Below are 17,803 nucleotides of genomic sequence, written 5' to 3' on the forward strand. Positions count from 1 at the left end.
AAAAACAACGAGGAGGCAGATAGGATGGACCGTGCAGAGCAGAAGCTCTATTTCCAACAAATGAACGATAAGGCGGCAGTCATACCGCTCTCGGATGCACATCAGCGGCTCGCGCTGCTGCTTGTCCGGTTAGGCGAACGGGGATACAACGATTATGAGATTAGCGCTGAGATTAAAGAGCAGCTGCTCATTCTAGCTTCAGGAGAAGAGCAGCCGCTCTTCGAGCCGCTTGCTGTTATTATGGAGGAGCTGCTGGATGCTCCGTACGGCCGTGTATTTCGCTATATAGCGGAACACGCCATCGAATATCCGTACAGCACCGGCTATGCGCGCAGGCCGTTTCGAACCAAGGAGCAGCGGCTTCATGTGGATCGGCTGCTGACCAAGCTTATTTCCTTGTTTTATTTGCAGGCTAGGCATTTTTCGGTTAACGATTATTTGACGATTTCCGGTTACCTCTCGGAGAATGAATACCAATTCCCGGCAATGGCGATAGCAGATATGGTTGCATACGCCATTGACGCTGGCGATGATGCGGTCATGGAAGCTTTAAAGGATGTCATATATGGCGATAACAATACCGCGTTGTTGTCCCGAGCCATGATATCGGGTATCTTCCTCAGCCACAACCGAGATGCTTATCGCATGATTGGCGAGCTTCTAGTTGCAGCGAGGCTGCAGGAGGGCCTGCGGCAAAGCATTGTAGAAGCGATGGACGAGGGAACGATCGAAGCGATGATCGACATGATGAAGGTTATAACGGAGCATGATCTGATCCGTTTTAGCTCCGTTATTCGAGCTTTGGATGTATGGACGGGACTAGCGCTCGAAGCCTCCAATGCACGGGTAGCTAGGCAAAATATAGATTATGCAGCGCAATGCCTGGCAGATCCCGCTGTATTGCGGGACGGCTTGGCGAGCCATGACGTGAATAAGCTGTTCATGAGTCTATGGGCGACAGCCGTGCGCGAAGAGAAGCAGCTGTACGAGCAGATCAGCCTGATAATGGCGAGCGAAGAGCCTTTTCGGCAAATTGTGGCGCAGCATATGCTCGCACAGTCCCAGAACGAAGATATCCGTTTTCTAATCGCGCAGGACTGGCTGGGTGAGCCGCATAAGGAAGTGCAGTATTGGGTGCTGCAGAACTACACGTTCGACTATTCGTTTGAGTGGGAAAGCGACTCGCGGGGAGCATATAAGCGCCTTGTATTTAGAAGATCCGTACTGCTTGAAGACAAAGCAGTGAGGCAGCGACAGTACGAGCAGTTTAAGGCAATGCTTGCGAGCGTGGCTGCGGCGGATAGCGAAGAGCGATCGAAGGTGTTTCCGTGGGTCAGCTACTCGTTCACAGCCGATATGGTTGTCCGCAAGCTGCTGTATTTGGCCGCCTACGATATGGATAGGGAATGGATTGCCGATATAATCACCATTAAGGATAGGCTGAGCTCTGATATGAGAGGCGAGCTGCTTCGGTTTTTTATATCCGATCCCTCTGATGCGGCTCAGCGCGCCTTTCTGCTGGCTTCCCTTGCAGATAAAAGCATGAGTAATCGTGAAATCGCCATACATAAAGCTTCGGAGCTCGCGTTGAGCGAGGATGAGCTCGCAGCGGTAGCCTCGCTGCTCAAGCTGAAAACGGGAACGCTCAGGCAGGCGGCAATCGGCTTGCTGCTGAAGCAAACCCCGAATCAGCTGACCGCCGTGCTGGAGCTTCTGCTGCAAAGCCGGAATGAGCTGCAGCGCCTGGCAGCGCTTGAGCTGCTTACCGAGATGAAGGAAGAGCCGAGTTTGGCCGAGCTCTCAAGCGCGATGAAGGAAGAAGTCGATTTAATGGAAGAGCCTACTGACAAGGAGCGGCTGCTCATCGCCAAGCTGAAGCAGCAGACGGCCTATACGCTCAGCGCCGGGTTGGGCTTATTTGATCCGTTGCTTGTGCAGGAGGAGCTCGCGGGCAAAGCTCAGCTGCCGCTCACCGCGCTGGGAGAAGGCAAACGTTATTTCACTTTGACCATCGAGCAGATCAGCAGCTTTGTGAGAGGTTTGGCGGATCTCGTTCATCTGCACCGGGAGCATGAATATGAAGCGACTGATTATTCAGGCGCGAAGCAGACGCTGCTGGTAGGAGCGCAGCTGACGAAGATGAATTGGAGATATGAGCCGGATGATCCTACGCCGGAGCTGGAGCGTTATCCGCTCGCAAGCTTGTGGTCGGACTATTTGGATAGCAGCGGGTTTGGTCCCGAGGAGCTGCTTCAATTTCAATTCCTGCGCAGCGAATATAAGCTGTACAGCTATGCAGCCGGTGAGCTGGAGCATTGGGAGTCCGCGCATTATAAGCCTGCCGAGGGTTGGCGACAAGAACTGCTGGACCAGCTCTATCCGCTTGATCTCATGCGCGAGGTGCATCTGCTAGGCGAGAGCCTGCCCTATAGCTCGCAGGTTTATCGGATCATCAACGCCTATGTCGAAGACAGCCGCGGGAGTGAGCAGTTCGAAATGTCAAGGCATATCCTTGGCTTGATCATAAGCTGTTTTCCGTTTGAGTGTGCCAAAGAGGAGAGCCGGCTGCTGGATTTGTTCACGGGCTTCTGGAATCAGATGCTTCGTTCCAATAGCCGCGATGACGAATCGTTCGTCGAATGGATGCGAACTATATATCCCTTGTATGAGAGGTTTGGATTCGAGCAGCAGCTGCTTGATACGAAGGATTTCGCGCGCGCGTTCAGCTTAGGCGTGATCGATGAGAATGAGCTTTATAAGGAGCTGCTGTCAAGGCCGCACAGCGCCACGCATATCAGGCAGCTGACAAACCCGAAGCGCAAGCTGACCGAAACCTACCCGCAGCTCGCTGTCATCAAAGATACAGTCGTGCAGCGCATTCTGGAGCTGGAGCTAAGCCGCGGGGAATTGGCAACCGAGGTGACTCACTTAGCGATGGGCATTATGCATATCGAAGGCATTCGTACCTTCATTGCGATTCTTGAAGGGCTGGACAAAGAGTCCTTCGTCCGCGGCTATATTTACGGATACGGCAAGGACATTACGCGCAAGGAAACCTTTTGCCACCTGCTCAAGGCTTGCTCTCCCGGAGCCAACGAGGATGCTGCGCTGCTGCGGGAACAGCTGCTCCAAAAGAGCATTTCGGAGATCAGGCTGCTCGAAGCCGCCATGTATGCGCCGCAGTGGGTGGACCTTATCTCCGATTATTTGGGCTGGGACGGCCTGCGCAGCGCTGCTTGGTATTTCCATGCGCATATCAATGAGTCCTTCTCCGCGGAGAAGGAGACGATCGTTGCCCATTACTCGCCGATCGCGCCGCAGGATTTCAACGATGGAGCCTTTGACATCGAGTGGTTCAGGCAAGCCTATGACGAGCTTGGCGAAGAGCGTTTCCGCCTGCTGTACCAGTGTGCGAAGTATATATCCGCAGGAGCGAACCATCGTCGCTCTCAGCTGTTTGCGGACGCGGTTCTCGGCAGGCTGAACGCAAGCGAGCTTCAGGCATCGATCGTAGAGAAGCGGAATAAGGATTTGCTGCTCAGCTACAGTCTGCTCCCTTGGAGCACAGAGAAGGACAAGGCTGGACAACTGCTGGAGCGATATTCAGTTATTCAGCGTTTTTTGAAGGAAAGCAAAGCTTTCGGAGCACAGCGAAGGGCAAGCGAGGAGAAGGCATCGAGCATCGCGCTGGACAATCTTGCGCGCAATGGAGGCTATGCCGATGTCATACGCTTGACTTGGGATATGGAAGGCAGGAAGCTGGATGAGCTTCTTCCTTATTTCGAACCGCATGAGCTGGATGTTGGGATCTCCGCGCAGCTGACGATCGATGAGCTTGGTAAAACAGAGATTCAAGTAACGAAGCAAGGCAAGACGTTGAAGTCGGTGCCTGCCGTTTACAAGAAGCACGCCTATATCACGGCACTTAAGGAAACGAAAACCGAGCTGACTGACCAATATAGGCGCGCGCGTACGGAGCTGGAGCGCTCAATGGTAAGCGGGAACGGGTTCTCGCTTCATGAGCTCGACAAGCTGTTCCGTAATCCGGTCCTAGCTCCGCTCGTTCGCGAACTGGTTTTTAAGGCTAATGGAAAGCTAGGCTACTACAGCGAAAGCGAAGGGCAGCTCATTGATGCTCTGGGAGCGCAGCATAGGCTGGAAGAAAAGGACCAGCTGATCATCGCGCATCCGCTAGATCTATATGCGAGCGGAGAGTGGAGCATATTCCAGAAGGATGTGTTCGATCGACAGGCGGTGCAGCCGTTTAAGCAAATATTCAGAGAGCTGTATTTGCCGAATGCCGATGAGCTGGCAGGCGGTTCGCTGTCCCGCCGATATGCGGGCCATCAAGTGCAGCCTCGCAAAACGGTAAGCCTGCTGAAAAGCCGAAAGTGGACGATCAGCTATGAAGAGGGCTTGCAGAAGGTTTATTACAAAGAGAATGTCATTGCGAATATCTATGCGCTTGCTGACTGGTTTTCTCCTTCGGATATCGAGAGCCCCACGCTTGAAACCGTCCAATTTTTTAATCGGCATACGTTGAAAGGATTGGATATCTCAGAGGTCCCAAGTCTTGTGTTTTCCGAGGTCATGCGTGATATTGATCTGGTCGTCAGCGTGGCGCATGTCGGGGGCGTCGATCCGGAAGCCAGCCTAACGACGATTGATATGCGCCTTGCCATCGTAAGAGAGTCGCTGCGCTTGCTTATGATCGGCAATGTCCGCTTTGAAGGCAAGCATGCTTTGATCGACGGCAAGCTTGGTGAATACAGCGTCCATCTGGGGAGCGGAATCGTGCATAAGCTGGCCAAGGGAGCGCTTGCGATTATACCCGTTCATTCTCAGCATCGCGGCCGCGTATTCCTTCCGTTCATGGATGAGGACCCGAAGACGGCGGAGATCCTGTCCAAAATCGTTCTGCTGGCGCAGGACGAGAAGCTGAAGGATCCGCAAATATTGGCGCAGCTGCAAGCCTGACCTGCATGCTTCAAATGCTGCCATTTCGGGTATAGTACATTATGGTAGAAATAAGGAAGGGAGCGTGCAAGGATGACGCAGGCTAAGAAAGTGGCTTTTTTGCTGGCTAATGATTTTGAAGACTCCGAGATGCAAAATCCGTATGACGAAATGGTGAAAAATGGCCACGAGGCCGTTATTATCAGCTTGAACAGCAACGAGGAGCTGACAGGCAAGAAGGGAACGATCACGTATACCTCGCATCTAGGTATCGAGGAAGCGAATGCGGAGGATTACGCTGCGATTATTATTCCAGGCGGGAAGTCTCCGTCCCATTTGAAGGATAACGCTGCCGTGCAGGCGTTCATTAAAAAGGCGGACCAATCAGGAACGACGATATCGGCAATCTGCCATGGACCGCAAATTTTGGAGGCAGCTGGCTTGCTTAAAGGTCGTACCCTTACCGCTTATCCCGAATTGTCGGCGGAAATAGAAGCTGCGGGCGGACATTTCGTCGATAAAGAGGTCGTGGTCGACCGGAATCTCATTACCTCGCGAACACCTGCAGACGAGCCCGCTTTCATCCGTGAGACGATTGACAAGCTGGGAGTAAACGCATGGTAGCATAAGCCGCGTGCAAGCGGCAAAAGCAAGCATGACACGAAGCAAAGGCTGTTCTTGGATCTTAAATGATTGAAGAGCAGCCTTTTTGCTTTTTAGGTTTCGCAATGGCTTTGACTGTGCCCGGTTGCAGCATATCTTAATTGTCTATTGCGCAAAGCTGGAGTATACTTCATCTAACAGGCAAATACGGACAAGAGGTTTACCAAATTGAACGGACAAGGAGGTCTTCGCATGTCTGGCACTGTGATTGATAAGGAGACAGGCCCAGCGGCAGGACCGTCCAAGCTCGTGAGCCGGATTTCGATTATTGATAATGGGATGCTGACGCTTCAAGCTTGGGGTGCCGACCACATCTGCAAGGTTTGCATCGCGAACAGCGGTTCATGCTGCAGGGATTGCCGGAATCTCTCGGACGGGGTAGGCTGTCAGCTTCGGAATACGAGCTGCACGGCATGGCTATGCGGCTTTCATAAATATTTATTATATGAGGTTGGACAGCTGGAGCAGTGGCAGGCATTCTGGGAGCAGGTCCCCGGTCAGGATTATCGGGAGGACTTCACGCCTGAACAGCTTTCGCTCAAGAAAGCATTGCAAAGGCCGGAGCAGGCTATGGACCATCTCGGCGAGGCGCTTGCTGCCGACCTGCAAGATATGGCGCGGTCGCATATCGCGATTGGCATCATCCTAACGCTCCGGGAAAAGCTGGATAAAAATATTGATCAATTTCAGCTGGAGGAAAAAGACCATAAGCTGAAATTGCGGATTAAAAGAAAAATCAAAGTGCTGTCCGGCGACTTTCAGCGTTTCCACTTTTTGTTGAACAAATATTACAGTGATCTGTCAGAGATCTGATTCTGCTCGGAACAGCAAAGGAAGAGGAGCCGAAAGACCGGCTCCTCTTCTGCATTTATTTCAAAAACTCAAGCAGCTCTTGATTGAACCTAGCTGGTTCGTCGTACAATATGCCATGGCCGCTTTGTTCGAAGGTGACGAGCGTAGAGCCGTCGATTCCGTTCAGCAGCTGCTTTGCGAATTCCGGTGGGCAAATTTGGTCCAGTGCGCCTTGGAAGATTGTCGTAGCCGCTTTAATCTGTACTATATCTGATCTTAAGTCCTCATCGCGCAGCGATTCGAACGTACGTACCGTTCCCCAAGCAGAGGCCTCCAGGCCCAGCAGCTGCAGCCAATCCTTGAATGGTTCGGATATGGGATTGGACGCGGTATTAGCTAGAAAGAGCTCTCCGAAGTCACGAAGCATCTGTGGACGGTCTTTTTTGGCGGCTGCGATCTGCGCATCGGCTTCTTCTCTCTTCATGCCATGCGGATAATCCTCCCGCTGCGAGAAGGAGGGAGCTGCGGCGCCAATCAGTGCGAGCTTCTGGATGCCATAGCCTCCATGCCGTGCCATATAACGGACTGCGATGGCTCCGCCTACCGAGAAGCCAATCAGAAAAGCGTGCTCCAGCCGCAAATACTCGATGACCGCCTTCACGTCATCGGCAAGCCTATCATAGTCGTAGCCGGCTGCAGGTGCGCTGGATTTGCCGAAGCCGCGCTGGTCAATGCCGATACAGCGGTAGCCCTGCTCCGAAAGCAGGGTGAACTGGGCTTCGAACATGCGGCTGCTCAGCGGCCAACCATGCAGGAAAATAACGGGGGTGCCGGTGCCGATATCCTCGACGTATAGCTTCACTTTCCTCTCAACCTCAATATAATGTCCCATAGTATCTCTCCTCTCGTGATTATCCTTTCTATTACCCCAATAAGAAGCATTTGAAAAATAAATCTTTTTGATGCGTATGAACAGGTAGAATAAAAGCAATGGATTGGAGGTCGGCTTCAGATGTTTTCTTGGCTAAGAATGGCGGTCATTTGTATCGTTGTTGCTTTTTTAACGCGGTTCATTCCTTTTTCCGATTTTTTTCGAAATGTGAATACGCTGGTCCACGAGCTGGCCCACGCCATTGCAGCCTTGCTGCTTAAAGGCAGCGTGATGCATATTCATTTGTACGCCGACCAAAGCGGGGTAACCAATACGTCCTACACGGACAATTGGATGTCGATTCCGATTGCGCTAGCAGGCTACATTGGCGCTTCTTTGTTCACGCTGCTGCTATTCTATTTGCATGCCCGTGGGCATGATCGTATCGGATTAGCCTGTATCGCGTTGGCTGCGGGAACGGCGCTTGCTCTGTTTATACGCAACGGATATGGGATGGCATGGAGCGGTGGTTTTGCTGCATTAACGGCTTTTGTCCTATTCGCTGCGCCGGACTGGCTTCGCAAAGGCTATTATTTGCTTATCGCTTTCATATGCTTAGTAGAATCGATTGTTAGCCCGTTTATTGTTCTTTACCTAGCCGTTACTGACCCCGCCATGGCTGGCGATGCCGCGAGCTTGAGCCAAGCAGCTTACCTGCCTGCATCCGTATGGGCTTTCTTATTTTGCGGATTTTCGTTATGGTGCGCAAGAGCGGCTGTCGGTTGTTTGTTTAGGAGCAGCGCAGCTGGGATACAAATAAGTAGATAGTGAACAGGAGGGTGAGTGAAGAAAATGGCGAAGAGCTACAAGCTGATCGAAAAGAAGAAGATTCACTTATCGAGCATCGATCCAGCGGATACAGGGCGGTTTAAGCATAAAGAAGAGGTTATGGCCGAAATGATGGAGCTTGAGCAGGAGCTCGAGGAGCTTCAGAAGAAGCTCATTGCCGGCAAACAGCACGCCGTGCTGTTCATCTTTCAAGGGATGGATTGCAGCGGGAAGGATGGCGTAATCAAAAAGGTATTCGCCGGACTGCATCCGCAAGGCATATCCGCTTACAGCTTTAAGAAGCCGACGGAGGTGGAGGCTCGGCATGATTTTTTGTGGCGGGCGCATCGCGCGGTTCCGGAGCTTGGGCAAATAGCGGTGTTTAACCGCTCCTATTATGAGGATGTGCTAATAACGAGAGTGCATGGCGAGGTTTCCGAAGAGCAGGCGAAAAAACGATTTAAGCATATCAACCATTTCGAAACTTTGCTGGCAGACAGCGGCGTGAAGGTGGTTAAAATCTTTTTGCACATTTCCAAGCAGTTTCAGTTGGAGAAGCTGATTAGCAGAATCGAGGATCCAAGCAAAAACTGGAAATTTGATCCTGCAGATATAAGTGAACGCAAGGCTTGGAAGCAGTACGGCGAGCTTTACGAGGAGCTGTTCGAGAAATGCAGCAAGTCGGCGCCTTGGCATGTCGTTCCTTCGGATAATCGCTGGTATCGCAATTATGCAGTGCTTCGCATTGCGGTTGAGGCGCTGCGAAGCCTTGAGCTACAGGACCCTCCCGCCAATCCTGAGCTCCGGCCCATGCTCGAGAAGCTTAAGCGCGAGAATGATTAGTTGAAAGATATAGCCGTAGTGTTTGAATAAAATAAAGCTTAATGGAATGGAATACCGCGCCTAGCAGGCAGCCTTATCGAATTTGGGATAATAAGGCTGCCTGTTTTTTTTTGCTGCAACATTTAGAATTGGGAATATGAACGCCTAACCTGCATGCTGCCAGCCTATTTCGCCCTTCGTTTATGTTTAGAACATGTATAGAGCCAGCTACTATACTGGTTAATAGTGTTAAAACATCGAAGATAGAGCAATTGGGAGGGTAATAATCATGAATTACAAGAAATTTGTCAGAATGATCAGCATGCTGCTTGCAGCAGTATTGTTCGTTCAGGTTTATCCTGCGTATCCAAGCAGGTCTGAGCAGCAAGTATATGCTGAGCCGGCTGACATGGTGCCACCGGCTGACATGACGCCGACCGGCTCGACTTACGAGCCGGGGACGCCGCCGGCGCCGATCGACATGTTCAAAGAATACACTTGGGAGAAAGTGGTCAGCAACATTATGCCAAGCGCTCGATTGGGAGCGGCAATGGCGTTTGACGAGAAGAATGGCAAAGTCGTCATGTTCGGGGGACAAGGCGTATCCGGACTGCTGAAAGATAACTTCCTGTGGGACGGCGTGGAGAAGAAATGGCAGAAGCTTGCCGACTCCAGCGTTCCAGGGGGACTTGCTGCGCGTAAAGGAGCGGCAATTGCTTATGATCCTGGATTAGAGCAAGTGGTTATGTTCGGAGGCGAAGGTGCTTCCGGCGTATTAAACGATATGTGGGTGTGGAAGGGCGACAGCCTACAATGGCAGCCGCTTGCTATAGCGACGCCGCCAGCACGCGCTGGCGCTGCATTCGCTTTTGACGGTGAGAACCTCGTTCTATTTGGCGGCTATCAGCTGAGCGGATCAACGAAAACTCGCCTTGCGGATACATGGGTATTTGACGGTACGGCGTGGGAAGAGAAGACACCGGACCAAAGCCCGCCTGCCACGCACTCGGCAACGATGGCGTACGATGGCAAGCATGCTGTGCTGTACGGCGGTAATATAGGTGAAGAAGTGCGCGGTACAAGCTACCAAATCAATTCCAATAAGCTTTGGATTTGGGATGGAACAGCGTGGAACGACAGCGCTCCGACAGTTGAAGCACTCGATTGGGGACGCTGGGGTCAAGCCATGGCTTATGACGGACGCCGTGTCGTGTTCTACGGCGGCGAATTCGACTGGATTAATGGGTATGACCAATCCGTTAATCCAAGCAAAACCCGTCCTATAGCCCAATCTGCTGATAGTCAAGGAAGTGACGCTGCTTTTGGTTGGGATGGATCTTCTTGGACCAGATGGTCGGGTAAATCAAAGGGTCCTGGAGGCGGCATTGTAGACGGCCCTGGCTCAGGCACCTATATGAGCATGGCCTTTGACGGCAGCCAATTTGTTCTATTTGGCGGCTTTCATGAATGGGGCGGCTTAACGAATGAGACCTTTACCTTCGGAAACCCGCTTCCTGTGCTGCCGACTGCGAGCATTACCGGCTCTCCAGTCATCCTGATGGATAAGGTAGACAAAACGAAGGACATGGTCAAATTCACCTCTGAAATAAAAGGCAAGGCCATGACCGAAATCGGGATTGAATACCGTGAGGCAGGCGCGGCTGCCTGGGAGAAAAAGCTTCATAACGATACGCAAGCTGGCGCGATCCCATTTGAGATCAACGGCTTGAAATGGCAGGTTGACTATGAAGCGCGCATCTATGCCACGAACTCGGTAGGCACGGCTTACAGTTCGATTTCCACATTCAAGTTCTATGAGGATCCAGCGATGGTTGTGCCGGATCTGAGGTATGACCGCTCATCGCCATCGGTGCTGCACTCGAAGGACAAGAAGCGGATCGTCGTCGTTGGCGATGGCATTACGAACCTGTGGCGCAAGCCGGCTGACCAAATTCATTATGCGCTGAAAAGCAAAAACGGCACCTTGTATCCGCTCACGGCCAATGTGCGCAACAACGTGGAGCTGGAGCTGAACTGGACAGAAGACTTGCCAGACGGCAAGTACGATCTGGAGCTCAATCATGATTTCTACAATGATTTTATTATTCCAGATTCATTGCTTATAACGTCAACTGGTGTTTATGAGCCGCGCGATTACAATGAAATTGCAATCCCGAGCACAGATGCGGATAACGAAGACATCCAGCAGATGATTATTAGAGGTCCATTCACAGAAAAACCTGACAAGCTTGGCGTTTTCGAGCTGAACAAGCCCGATCAGGTCATTATGCTGAATGAATATATCAAATTCAAAGGCACGAGCCTTACGATTGATAAAACTGGTGAAGTAACTTACGTAGAGGGCTTCGGACGCCTGTACGTTGAAAAAGCAGGCATTATGTATACGTTGTTCCTCGGCGAATTTGAATTTAATTCCGATGAGTTCGCGATTGAGATCGCAGGGGACATGAGCGGGTACGATTATTTGAGCTTGAATCTGCCAGTTAACCTGAAAATGATCACTTTCGTTAATGGCGGCGTAAGGCTGGGCGGCGATATTAAAGTTGATTTCACCGCAGGCACAACCAAAATTAAAGGCAATTCGGAAATAGAAGCGCTTGAGTTCAAGCGGGACCGCTTTGATTTTGCGGGACAGTTCAGCGTAGAAGGACAGTTCGAGACAGGCCCTCTGGAAGGCGCTGAGTTGCGCTTTCGACTAGACACGCGCGTTCCGCTTTATGGAGCGGGAGGCTCGTTTGACCTGCGTAAACAGAAGGTCGGCTTCGAGGCTGATATTTTGTTCAAGCGCGGCAAGCTTGATTCATTGAGCTTTGGCGTTCGCCGCAAAATTAAGCTGGGCTCTACAGGTGCTCAAATTACGAGGCTTGGCGGAGGCTTCTCCGGTCTAGCGAGCCAGAACGAGGTGCCGTTTACGCTAAAAGCGTTCGGCGGCGTTTCCGATGCAATCATGCCGGAAATCAAAGGCTACAACATGGTGAACGGAAACAATTTGAGCGTAGGACTTTCCCGTTATCACTTTGAGGCATCGGGCGAGCTTGCGGTATATTGGGTTCCTGTCGCCAATCTGGATTTCTTGACGGTCTGGGACGCGTCAGGCTTTAAGGAATACAGCAGCGCGGGCTTCCGTTTCGATGCGAATCTGAACTTGGTTGACGTCGTTGTCGGACAAGTGTTCGCGCAATATTTTGCCAAAAGCGGTTATGCAGGCTTCGTTAGTGCACGCGTACAAATCCCAAGATGGGTATCCGTTATAGGCGGGAAATCTTTTGGCGGGATCGACGTTGGCGTGAATAACAAGGAGATATTCGGCTCGGTCGGCTCAGGCTGGTTCGGCGGATCGGCGAAATACATGTTTACGCCGAATAGCTTCGATTTCAGTCTAGGTGCAAGCAGTGACATGAAAAGAGAAATTGAACGGATGAAACGGAACATGGTGAAGCCGGCTGGCCGTTCGATGGCCAAAATCGGTGGAGGCGTGATGCTGTTCTCCAATGCTTTTGCGAATACGTCGTTTACGCCGCTTACGAATCCGCTGCTCACCGGCGATAACGGCTACTTTTTGAGGCTGGCAAGCGATGTGCTTCAGCAGGGTGAGACTGGCGTGGATACGTCAGCTGTTGGCCGTATCGCGCTAGGCCAGTTTACGGGAGTGCTACGCGAGAATACGCCTGAAGCGAGCTTTACGGTGGGGGATCAGATTCAATATGCATGGAAAGCTGATCATCATTATGAAGCGTTGCTCATGCTGGATGGCAAACAAGAGGACATCAAGCTTATTCGTCCGCTAGGAACGTCTGCTTCATTAAATTATACAGATAAGCCGAGCACCTCTAATGGGCTTATCGACGCGGTATATCATGAAGAAGAAGGAAAGACGTATATCAAGCTTAAGCTGAATGCGAACGAATCTTGGAAACTGATCGCTTCAGAGTCACAGCAGATCGAGCTTTATGAGCTAACATTCGAGAACCAATCATTGACGTTGAATGAGTTGGCAGAAAGATGGGCAGCAGCCTCCGAACTGAAACTGAATGCAGTTGATATCATGAAGCGAGGCTTGACGCTAATCGAGCTGGAGCAGCCGAAAGGCGATCTGAAGATATATAAACCAGACGGTCGCGAGTATGAGCTGGTCAGTGACTCTTCGAAATCAAGCTGGAACAGCTTCGTAGACCCGATAAGCAGCAAGCTGAACATACTGATTGACGTTGCTCAGACGGGAGAGTGGCTTCTTGATGCTGGCGAGAGTATAGAAGCCAAGATTTATACGTTGGGAGAAAAGACAACGCTTGAAGAGCTCAAAGCTTGGAAGGCTAACGGCCAAGTGCAAACGGAACTGAAGCTGGGGGAAGGTCAAGCCTTGGTAGAATTAGAGGAAGCCGAGGAAACGGCCGTTTTGTATCGCCCTGACGGTACGATTTATCCGCTGCAGGCAGACCGTGAGGAATCCAATTGGAATGCTCAATATGAAGCAGACAAAAAGAAATGGACGATTTTGATTGATGCCACATACGAGGAATCTGGTTTATGGACCGTTCGTGATAGCGGATTTGTGACGGTGCGCGTGTTCACGAGTACGGAGAAGTACGATAGCTTAATACCGTTCTTCTCAGAAGGCAGCGCTGACTACTCCACAAGCGTTGCAATCGATGAAGCCGGCCGTTATATGTTTATGGTGACGGGTGGCGCTCGGGATACGCAGCTCATCGCTCCGAACGGCATTGCGTATCCGCTTGTATTCTCTGATGAGGATGACAAGAATTACAATGCTGTCTTGCAAGAAGCGGTATTCGAGGATGAAGCAGCCAACGAGGAATTGTATGGCGATATGACATTTACTTCGAATATGCCGATGGTGAAGGACCAGGACTTGCTCTCCGTGGGCGCTGATGTAGAGCAAACGGGGAAATGGACGATTCGTTCTTCTCAGCCTGTAGAAGTAAATATGTATGAGCTTGATCCGGTCGCGGAAATCAGTGAATTTACAGCTGAAGCCGTAGACGCTGGTACAAACAGCTTTAAAGTAAGATGGAATGTAAAGAACGCAAAGCAGGGGACAAAAGTGAGCCTAATGGTTACGGACTTGTCCGAGAAAGCGATCGGTCCCGTTATTCTGAAGGAACTTCCTTCGTCTGGCGTACAAACGATTGATATCCCTGAACAGTTCATGCCTGGGCAATATTGGCTGTCGATGGTCGCTGAAGGCGAGGATAGCGCTCCATTATTCGCCGTTACGAAAGACAAGGTTGAACTGAAAGCATCCGTTATGCTGCCGCAACCGAGGCAGCTGGCGATTGCTTCTACCGGAAATGGTGAAATTACACTCCGCTTCCCATCCATTGCTGCAGACGGACTGGAGTATTATCAGTTGACCGTAAGCACAAAGGATAAAACCGGCAATCCAATTTCGGAGACGTTTGGCGTTGATCCGATGGACGGAAAATTTCAAGATATTATTATTTCCGGATATGAGTCCGAGCAAAGCTATTCCCTTCATGTGATGGCAGTGGGAGAACTCGACGGCAAGGTAATCGTGAGTCCCGTCTCTGATTCCATTGAGACCTTCCTGCCAGCTCCAAACAGGGCGAAGCTCGAGCTTTCATTTAACACAGCTGGCGCAAAGCAGAAAACTAGCAAATATAAGAGCTATGATGAGCAAGAAGAGCTCATGGTGAATACGGCTGCAGAGCAAGTGATTGTGAACGCGAAGAGCGATCAAGCCGCAGAAATCAGTCTTTATGTAAATGGAGAGCTGATGGCAACGAAAGCAGCTCAGTCGGATAATATCGTTGGTTTCAACTTGAATGAGTTGGTTAACGGTGCCATTAATCAAGCATCACCGCTTGATCAGCGTGATTATACGATTGAAATCGAAGCAGTCAATGAGCGCGGCGATTACAGCTCCGATTACCGGAAATTGTATATCGACCGCACGGAACCTTACCTATATGCAGCTGGTCAGTTAGAGGAGAATGGCAAAGATCGGATGCCGTTAAACGGCCAAGTTGTATACGGCAGTCGTTTGCCGATGATAGGACAAACGGAGATTGGCGCTTCGTTGACGGTGGACGGCCGTTCTGTTCCGGTCAATGCGGAGGGCAAATTCAATTATTTCGCTCCGATCGCTTGGGACGCGAGTGGCGTTCATACCGTTATCGTTATCGCGGAAGATGAGGTAGGCAACACGTCGGAATATTACTTCGATGTCGTGAAGGGCACCGAAACGGCTGAGCAGTCGAAAGTGAAACCGACTGATTTGGCAACGCTGGAGCTTGATCAAGGCGTGTTGTCGCAGCCATTCCATCCCGATCACACCGGTGTCTATGAAACCGTAATTGAGGAAGGAAAAGTTCGTTTGTATGCAGTAGCAGCAGCCGGCGATTCACTCATTACGGTGAACAATCAACCGCTTGATGCAGCAGGCTATACGGAGCTTGACGCACCTGTTGGCAATAGCGTGTATTCGGTCCAAGTCAAGGTAACCGGAGCTGATTCCAGCACCAAAACCTATGTAGTCGAGGTTCACGGCAAGCCGTCTGATGTGGCTGTTCTCAAAAAGCTTTCCTTGCTTGCAGGAACGGAAGAGCTGTTAACGGAGCCGGCCTTCAATGGCGCTCATGACGAGTACAAGGTCTACGTAGAGAATGACGTATCCACGATTCAAGTAACGGGTGAAGCGTACAAGCAAGGATCAACGATTAACGTTTATGCTGGGGACGGTCCAAACCTAATGGAACAAAACCAACAATCCATTCCTGTTCGCGTAGGGGAAACGACGATTAGAGTAAAAGTAACCGCCCCGAACGGAAAGGATACGAAAGAGTATTCGGTCATTGTCACAAGGGCGCAGGATAGCAATGCTCAGCTTTCGCAATTGACGCTGAAAGGCGGCAAGTTTACGAAAGCATTTGCGGGCAATGAAACCGAGTATCAGGTTATCGTACCGGAAGGAACGTCTGTTTTTGAGATTACACCTGAATCAGCAAGCCAGACTGCTGTCATTCGTTTGGCGGACAATGGAGCTGTCATTGCCAATGGGACATCCCATCCTATAGCGCTAAAAGACGGCGCACAACATGTGCAACTCGATGTGACGGCTGAGGATGGCACGATTGCAAGCTATAAGCTTGCAGTACTCAAACAATCCGCTCCAGCAGCGGAAGCTCCGTTTCTTAGCGAGCTGAAGGTCGATGGCTTGAACATGCTCCCGGCGTTCACTTCAAGCAAGCTAAGCTATTCGCTGGAGAAGGAAATTGAAAATTCGTATGTAAACATCGTGGCCAACACGGCAACGACAGGCGTAAAACTGACGCTAAATGGAAAGCCGATTCAAAAAGGCGAAAACCGAATAGAAGGCTTAGCCGTAGGCAGCAACTTAATCGTAATCGGAGTTGAGTCCGCCGACAGAAGCAGCTCGAGACAATATTCAATCGAGGTCGTGAAGAAGGCATCATCCGCGGTACCAGATCGCGATGCTGAGGTAGCTGCAGGAGATTCGAGCTCTGCTGTAGCCAAGGTTACGATAACGAGAAGCGTGACCATAAATGGGGTCAAAGTAGACACCGTCAATATCCCGCTTGAAAAAGCGAATGAAATTATTAAACAGGTAACGGAAAAACAGCAAAAAACAGCACGAATCATTATTACGGATCTTGCATCTGACCGTGCTGATGAGCTTAAGCTGAACATTCCATCCAAAGCCATTGCAGCATTGTCGGAAAGTGGAATCAGTCTCATCGTTACTACGCCAAATGCTGGGCTGACGCTATCGGCTGAGACGATACGCCACATCAAGGAGGCGGGGATTGAGCTGTACTTCCGGATTGTGCCGATTCGTACGCAAGCTTCACAGCAGAAAGTGCAAGACAGGCTCCTGAACGAGTCCTCCTTGAAGAAAATGCTTGGAGGCAGAGAGACGGCCGTTCTAGGCATACCGACTACAATAGAAACGAACTATAAAGACAGTCTTACTCGTATCGTTCTTCCGCTAGCAGGGCTGACCGTTACCCGCAATAGCGAAGCGGCCAAAGAACTGGCAGCACAACTAGCCGTGTATATTGAACACAGTGATGGCGACAAAGTGCTCAAGCAGGGAACCTTGCTATATGATGGCAAAGGCGTTGTATCCGGGTATGAATTCGAAGTGACGAAATTTAGTCTATTTACGCTTGTGCGCTTGACTAAGGATAAACGGTACGAGCCTTATATTTCCGGTTATCCGGATGGCACCTTCCGTCCTAGCCAAACCATTACGCGAGCAGAACTTGCCTCGGTTTTGGCCAAGGAGCTGATGCTGAATGAGGAGCTGTTCGCAGAGACAACTCAAGCTGGACAAGGTGCAGTGAAGCAATCCTATCAGGATGTCAAAGCCGGACACTGGGCAGAGGAAGCTATTACACTGCTTAGATATCATGGTATGATGAATGGAGACAAGCAAGGCAACTTCAGACCTGGTGACGGTGTAACGCGTGCCGAGATTGCGGTTATCGCGGATCGCTGGAATAAGCTGGCATCCTCTGATGGCAAACCGAGCTTTAGCGATCTTGCTGGTCACTGGGCTTCTGATGAGGTTGCTTCGGTTCAAAAAGCAGGCATGATGCAAGGTTATCCGGACGCGACTTTCCGTCCGAATAAGCTGCTGCTTCGCGGGGAGGCTGTTCGTGTGCTGAATACCGTCTTTGAACGTCCTATTCCGCAAGAACAAGCTGCGTCCAGATGGCCGGATGTCCCAGCTGCCTTCTGGGCATCCAAAGACATCGCTATAGCTTCCAGCTATGTACAGGTTTTGCCGGACGGACAAGTCCGTCTATTGCAACTAAACTAACATCAAGAGCAAGAGGCTCTCTGATA

Annotated in this window: 7 protein-coding genes; 6 read left to right on the top strand and 1 reads right to left on the bottom strand. The window is 50.8% G+C overall.

Going from position 1 to position 17,803, the window contains the following annotated elements:
- Positions 1-24 precede the first annotated feature (24 nt).
- The 3 genes from FHS16_RS12860 (at position 25) to FHS16_RS12870 (ending at position 6,432) form a co-directional block, all read left to right on the top strand.
- Positions 25-4,977: a DUF4132 domain-containing protein gene (locus FHS16_RS12860; protein WP_183562616.1), complete on the top strand. Its 4,953-nt coding sequence runs from the start codon at positions 25-27 to the stop codon at positions 4,975-4,977.
- A 72-nt stretch (positions 4,978-5,049) separates the two neighbouring features.
- Positions 5,050-5,580, top strand: coding sequence for a type 1 glutamine amidotransferase domain-containing protein (locus FHS16_RS12865; RefSeq protein ID WP_183562618.1), 531 nt, complete (start codon positions 5,050-5,052; stop codon positions 5,578-5,580).
- A gap of 231 nt (positions 5,581-5,811) precedes the next feature.
- Positions 5,812-6,432 carry a hypothetical protein gene (locus tag FHS16_RS12870; RefSeq protein WP_183562620.1) on the top strand — a complete coding sequence of 207 codons (621 nt, stop codon included), beginning with the start codon at positions 5,812-5,814 and terminating at the stop codon, positions 6,430-6,432.
- 55 nt (positions 6,433-6,487) lie between these two features.
- Here the strand turns inward: FHS16_RS12870 and FHS16_RS12875 are convergent, their stop codons facing one another.
- Positions 6,488-7,303, bottom strand: a complete 816-nt coding sequence (locus FHS16_RS12875) for an alpha/beta fold hydrolase (RefSeq protein WP_183562622.1) — start codon at positions 7,301-7,303, stop codon at positions 6,488-6,490.
- Positions 7,304-7,423: 120 nt separating this feature from the next.
- Between FHS16_RS12875 and FHS16_RS12880 the strand changes: the two genes are divergently transcribed.
- The 3 genes from FHS16_RS12880 to FHS16_RS12890 all read left to right on the top strand — a co-directional run bounded on the left by FHS16_RS12880 (position 7,424) and on the right by FHS16_RS12890 (position 17,777).
- Positions 7,424-8,110, top strand: a complete 687-nt coding sequence (locus tag FHS16_RS12880; RefSeq protein ID WP_183562624.1) for a M50 family metallopeptidase — start codon at positions 7,424-7,426, stop codon at positions 8,108-8,110.
- A 24-nt stretch (positions 8,111-8,134) separates the two neighbouring features.
- The gene (locus FHS16_RS12885; protein WP_183562733.1) at positions 8,135-8,953 is read left to right on the top strand and encodes a PPK2 family polyphosphate kinase; all 819 of its coding nucleotides are present in this window, start codon (positions 8,135-8,137) and stop codon (positions 8,951-8,953) included.
- Positions 8,954-9,221: 268 nt separating this feature from the next.
- The gene (locus FHS16_RS12890; RefSeq protein ID WP_183562626.1) at positions 9,222-17,777 is read left to right on the top strand and encodes a cadherin-like beta sandwich domain-containing protein; all 8,556 of its coding nucleotides are present in this window, start codon (positions 9,222-9,224) and stop codon (positions 17,775-17,777) included.
- Positions 17,778-17,803 lie beyond the last annotated feature (26 nt).

This window comes from Paenibacillus endophyticus, from assembly GCF_014192395.1.
Classification (GTDB): Bacteria; Bacillota; Bacilli; order Paenibacillales; family Paenibacillaceae; genus Pristimantibacillus; species Pristimantibacillus endophyticus.

What these genes read in the sequence shown, in the direction of transcription:
- FHS16_RS12860 (WP_183562616.1), top strand. Translation starts at nt 25, where the DNA reads ATGGACCGTGCAGAGCAGAAGCTCTATTTCCAACAAATGAACGATAAG.
- FHS16_RS12865 (WP_183562618.1), top strand. Translation starts at nt 5,050, where the DNA reads ATGACGCAGGCTAAGAAAGTGGCTTTTTTGCTGGCTAATGATTTTGAA.
- FHS16_RS12870 (WP_183562620.1), top strand. Translation starts at nt 5,812, where the DNA reads ATGTCTGGCACTGTGATTGATAAGGAGACAGGCCCAGCGGCAGGACCG.
- FHS16_RS12875 (WP_183562622.1), bottom strand. Translation starts at nt 7,303, where the DNA reads ATGGGACATTATATTGAGGTTGAGAGGAAAGTGAAGCTATACGTCGAG.
- FHS16_RS12880 (WP_183562624.1), top strand. Translation starts at nt 7,424, where the DNA reads ATGTTTTCTTGGCTAAGAATGGCGGTCATTTGTATCGTTGTTGCTTTT.
- FHS16_RS12885 (WP_183562733.1), top strand. Translation starts at nt 8,135, where the DNA reads ATGGCGAAGAGCTACAAGCTGATCGAAAAGAAGAAGATTCACTTATCG.
- FHS16_RS12890 (WP_183562626.1), top strand. Translation starts at nt 9,222, where the DNA reads ATGAATTACAAGAAATTTGTCAGAATGATCAGCATGCTGCTTGCAGCA.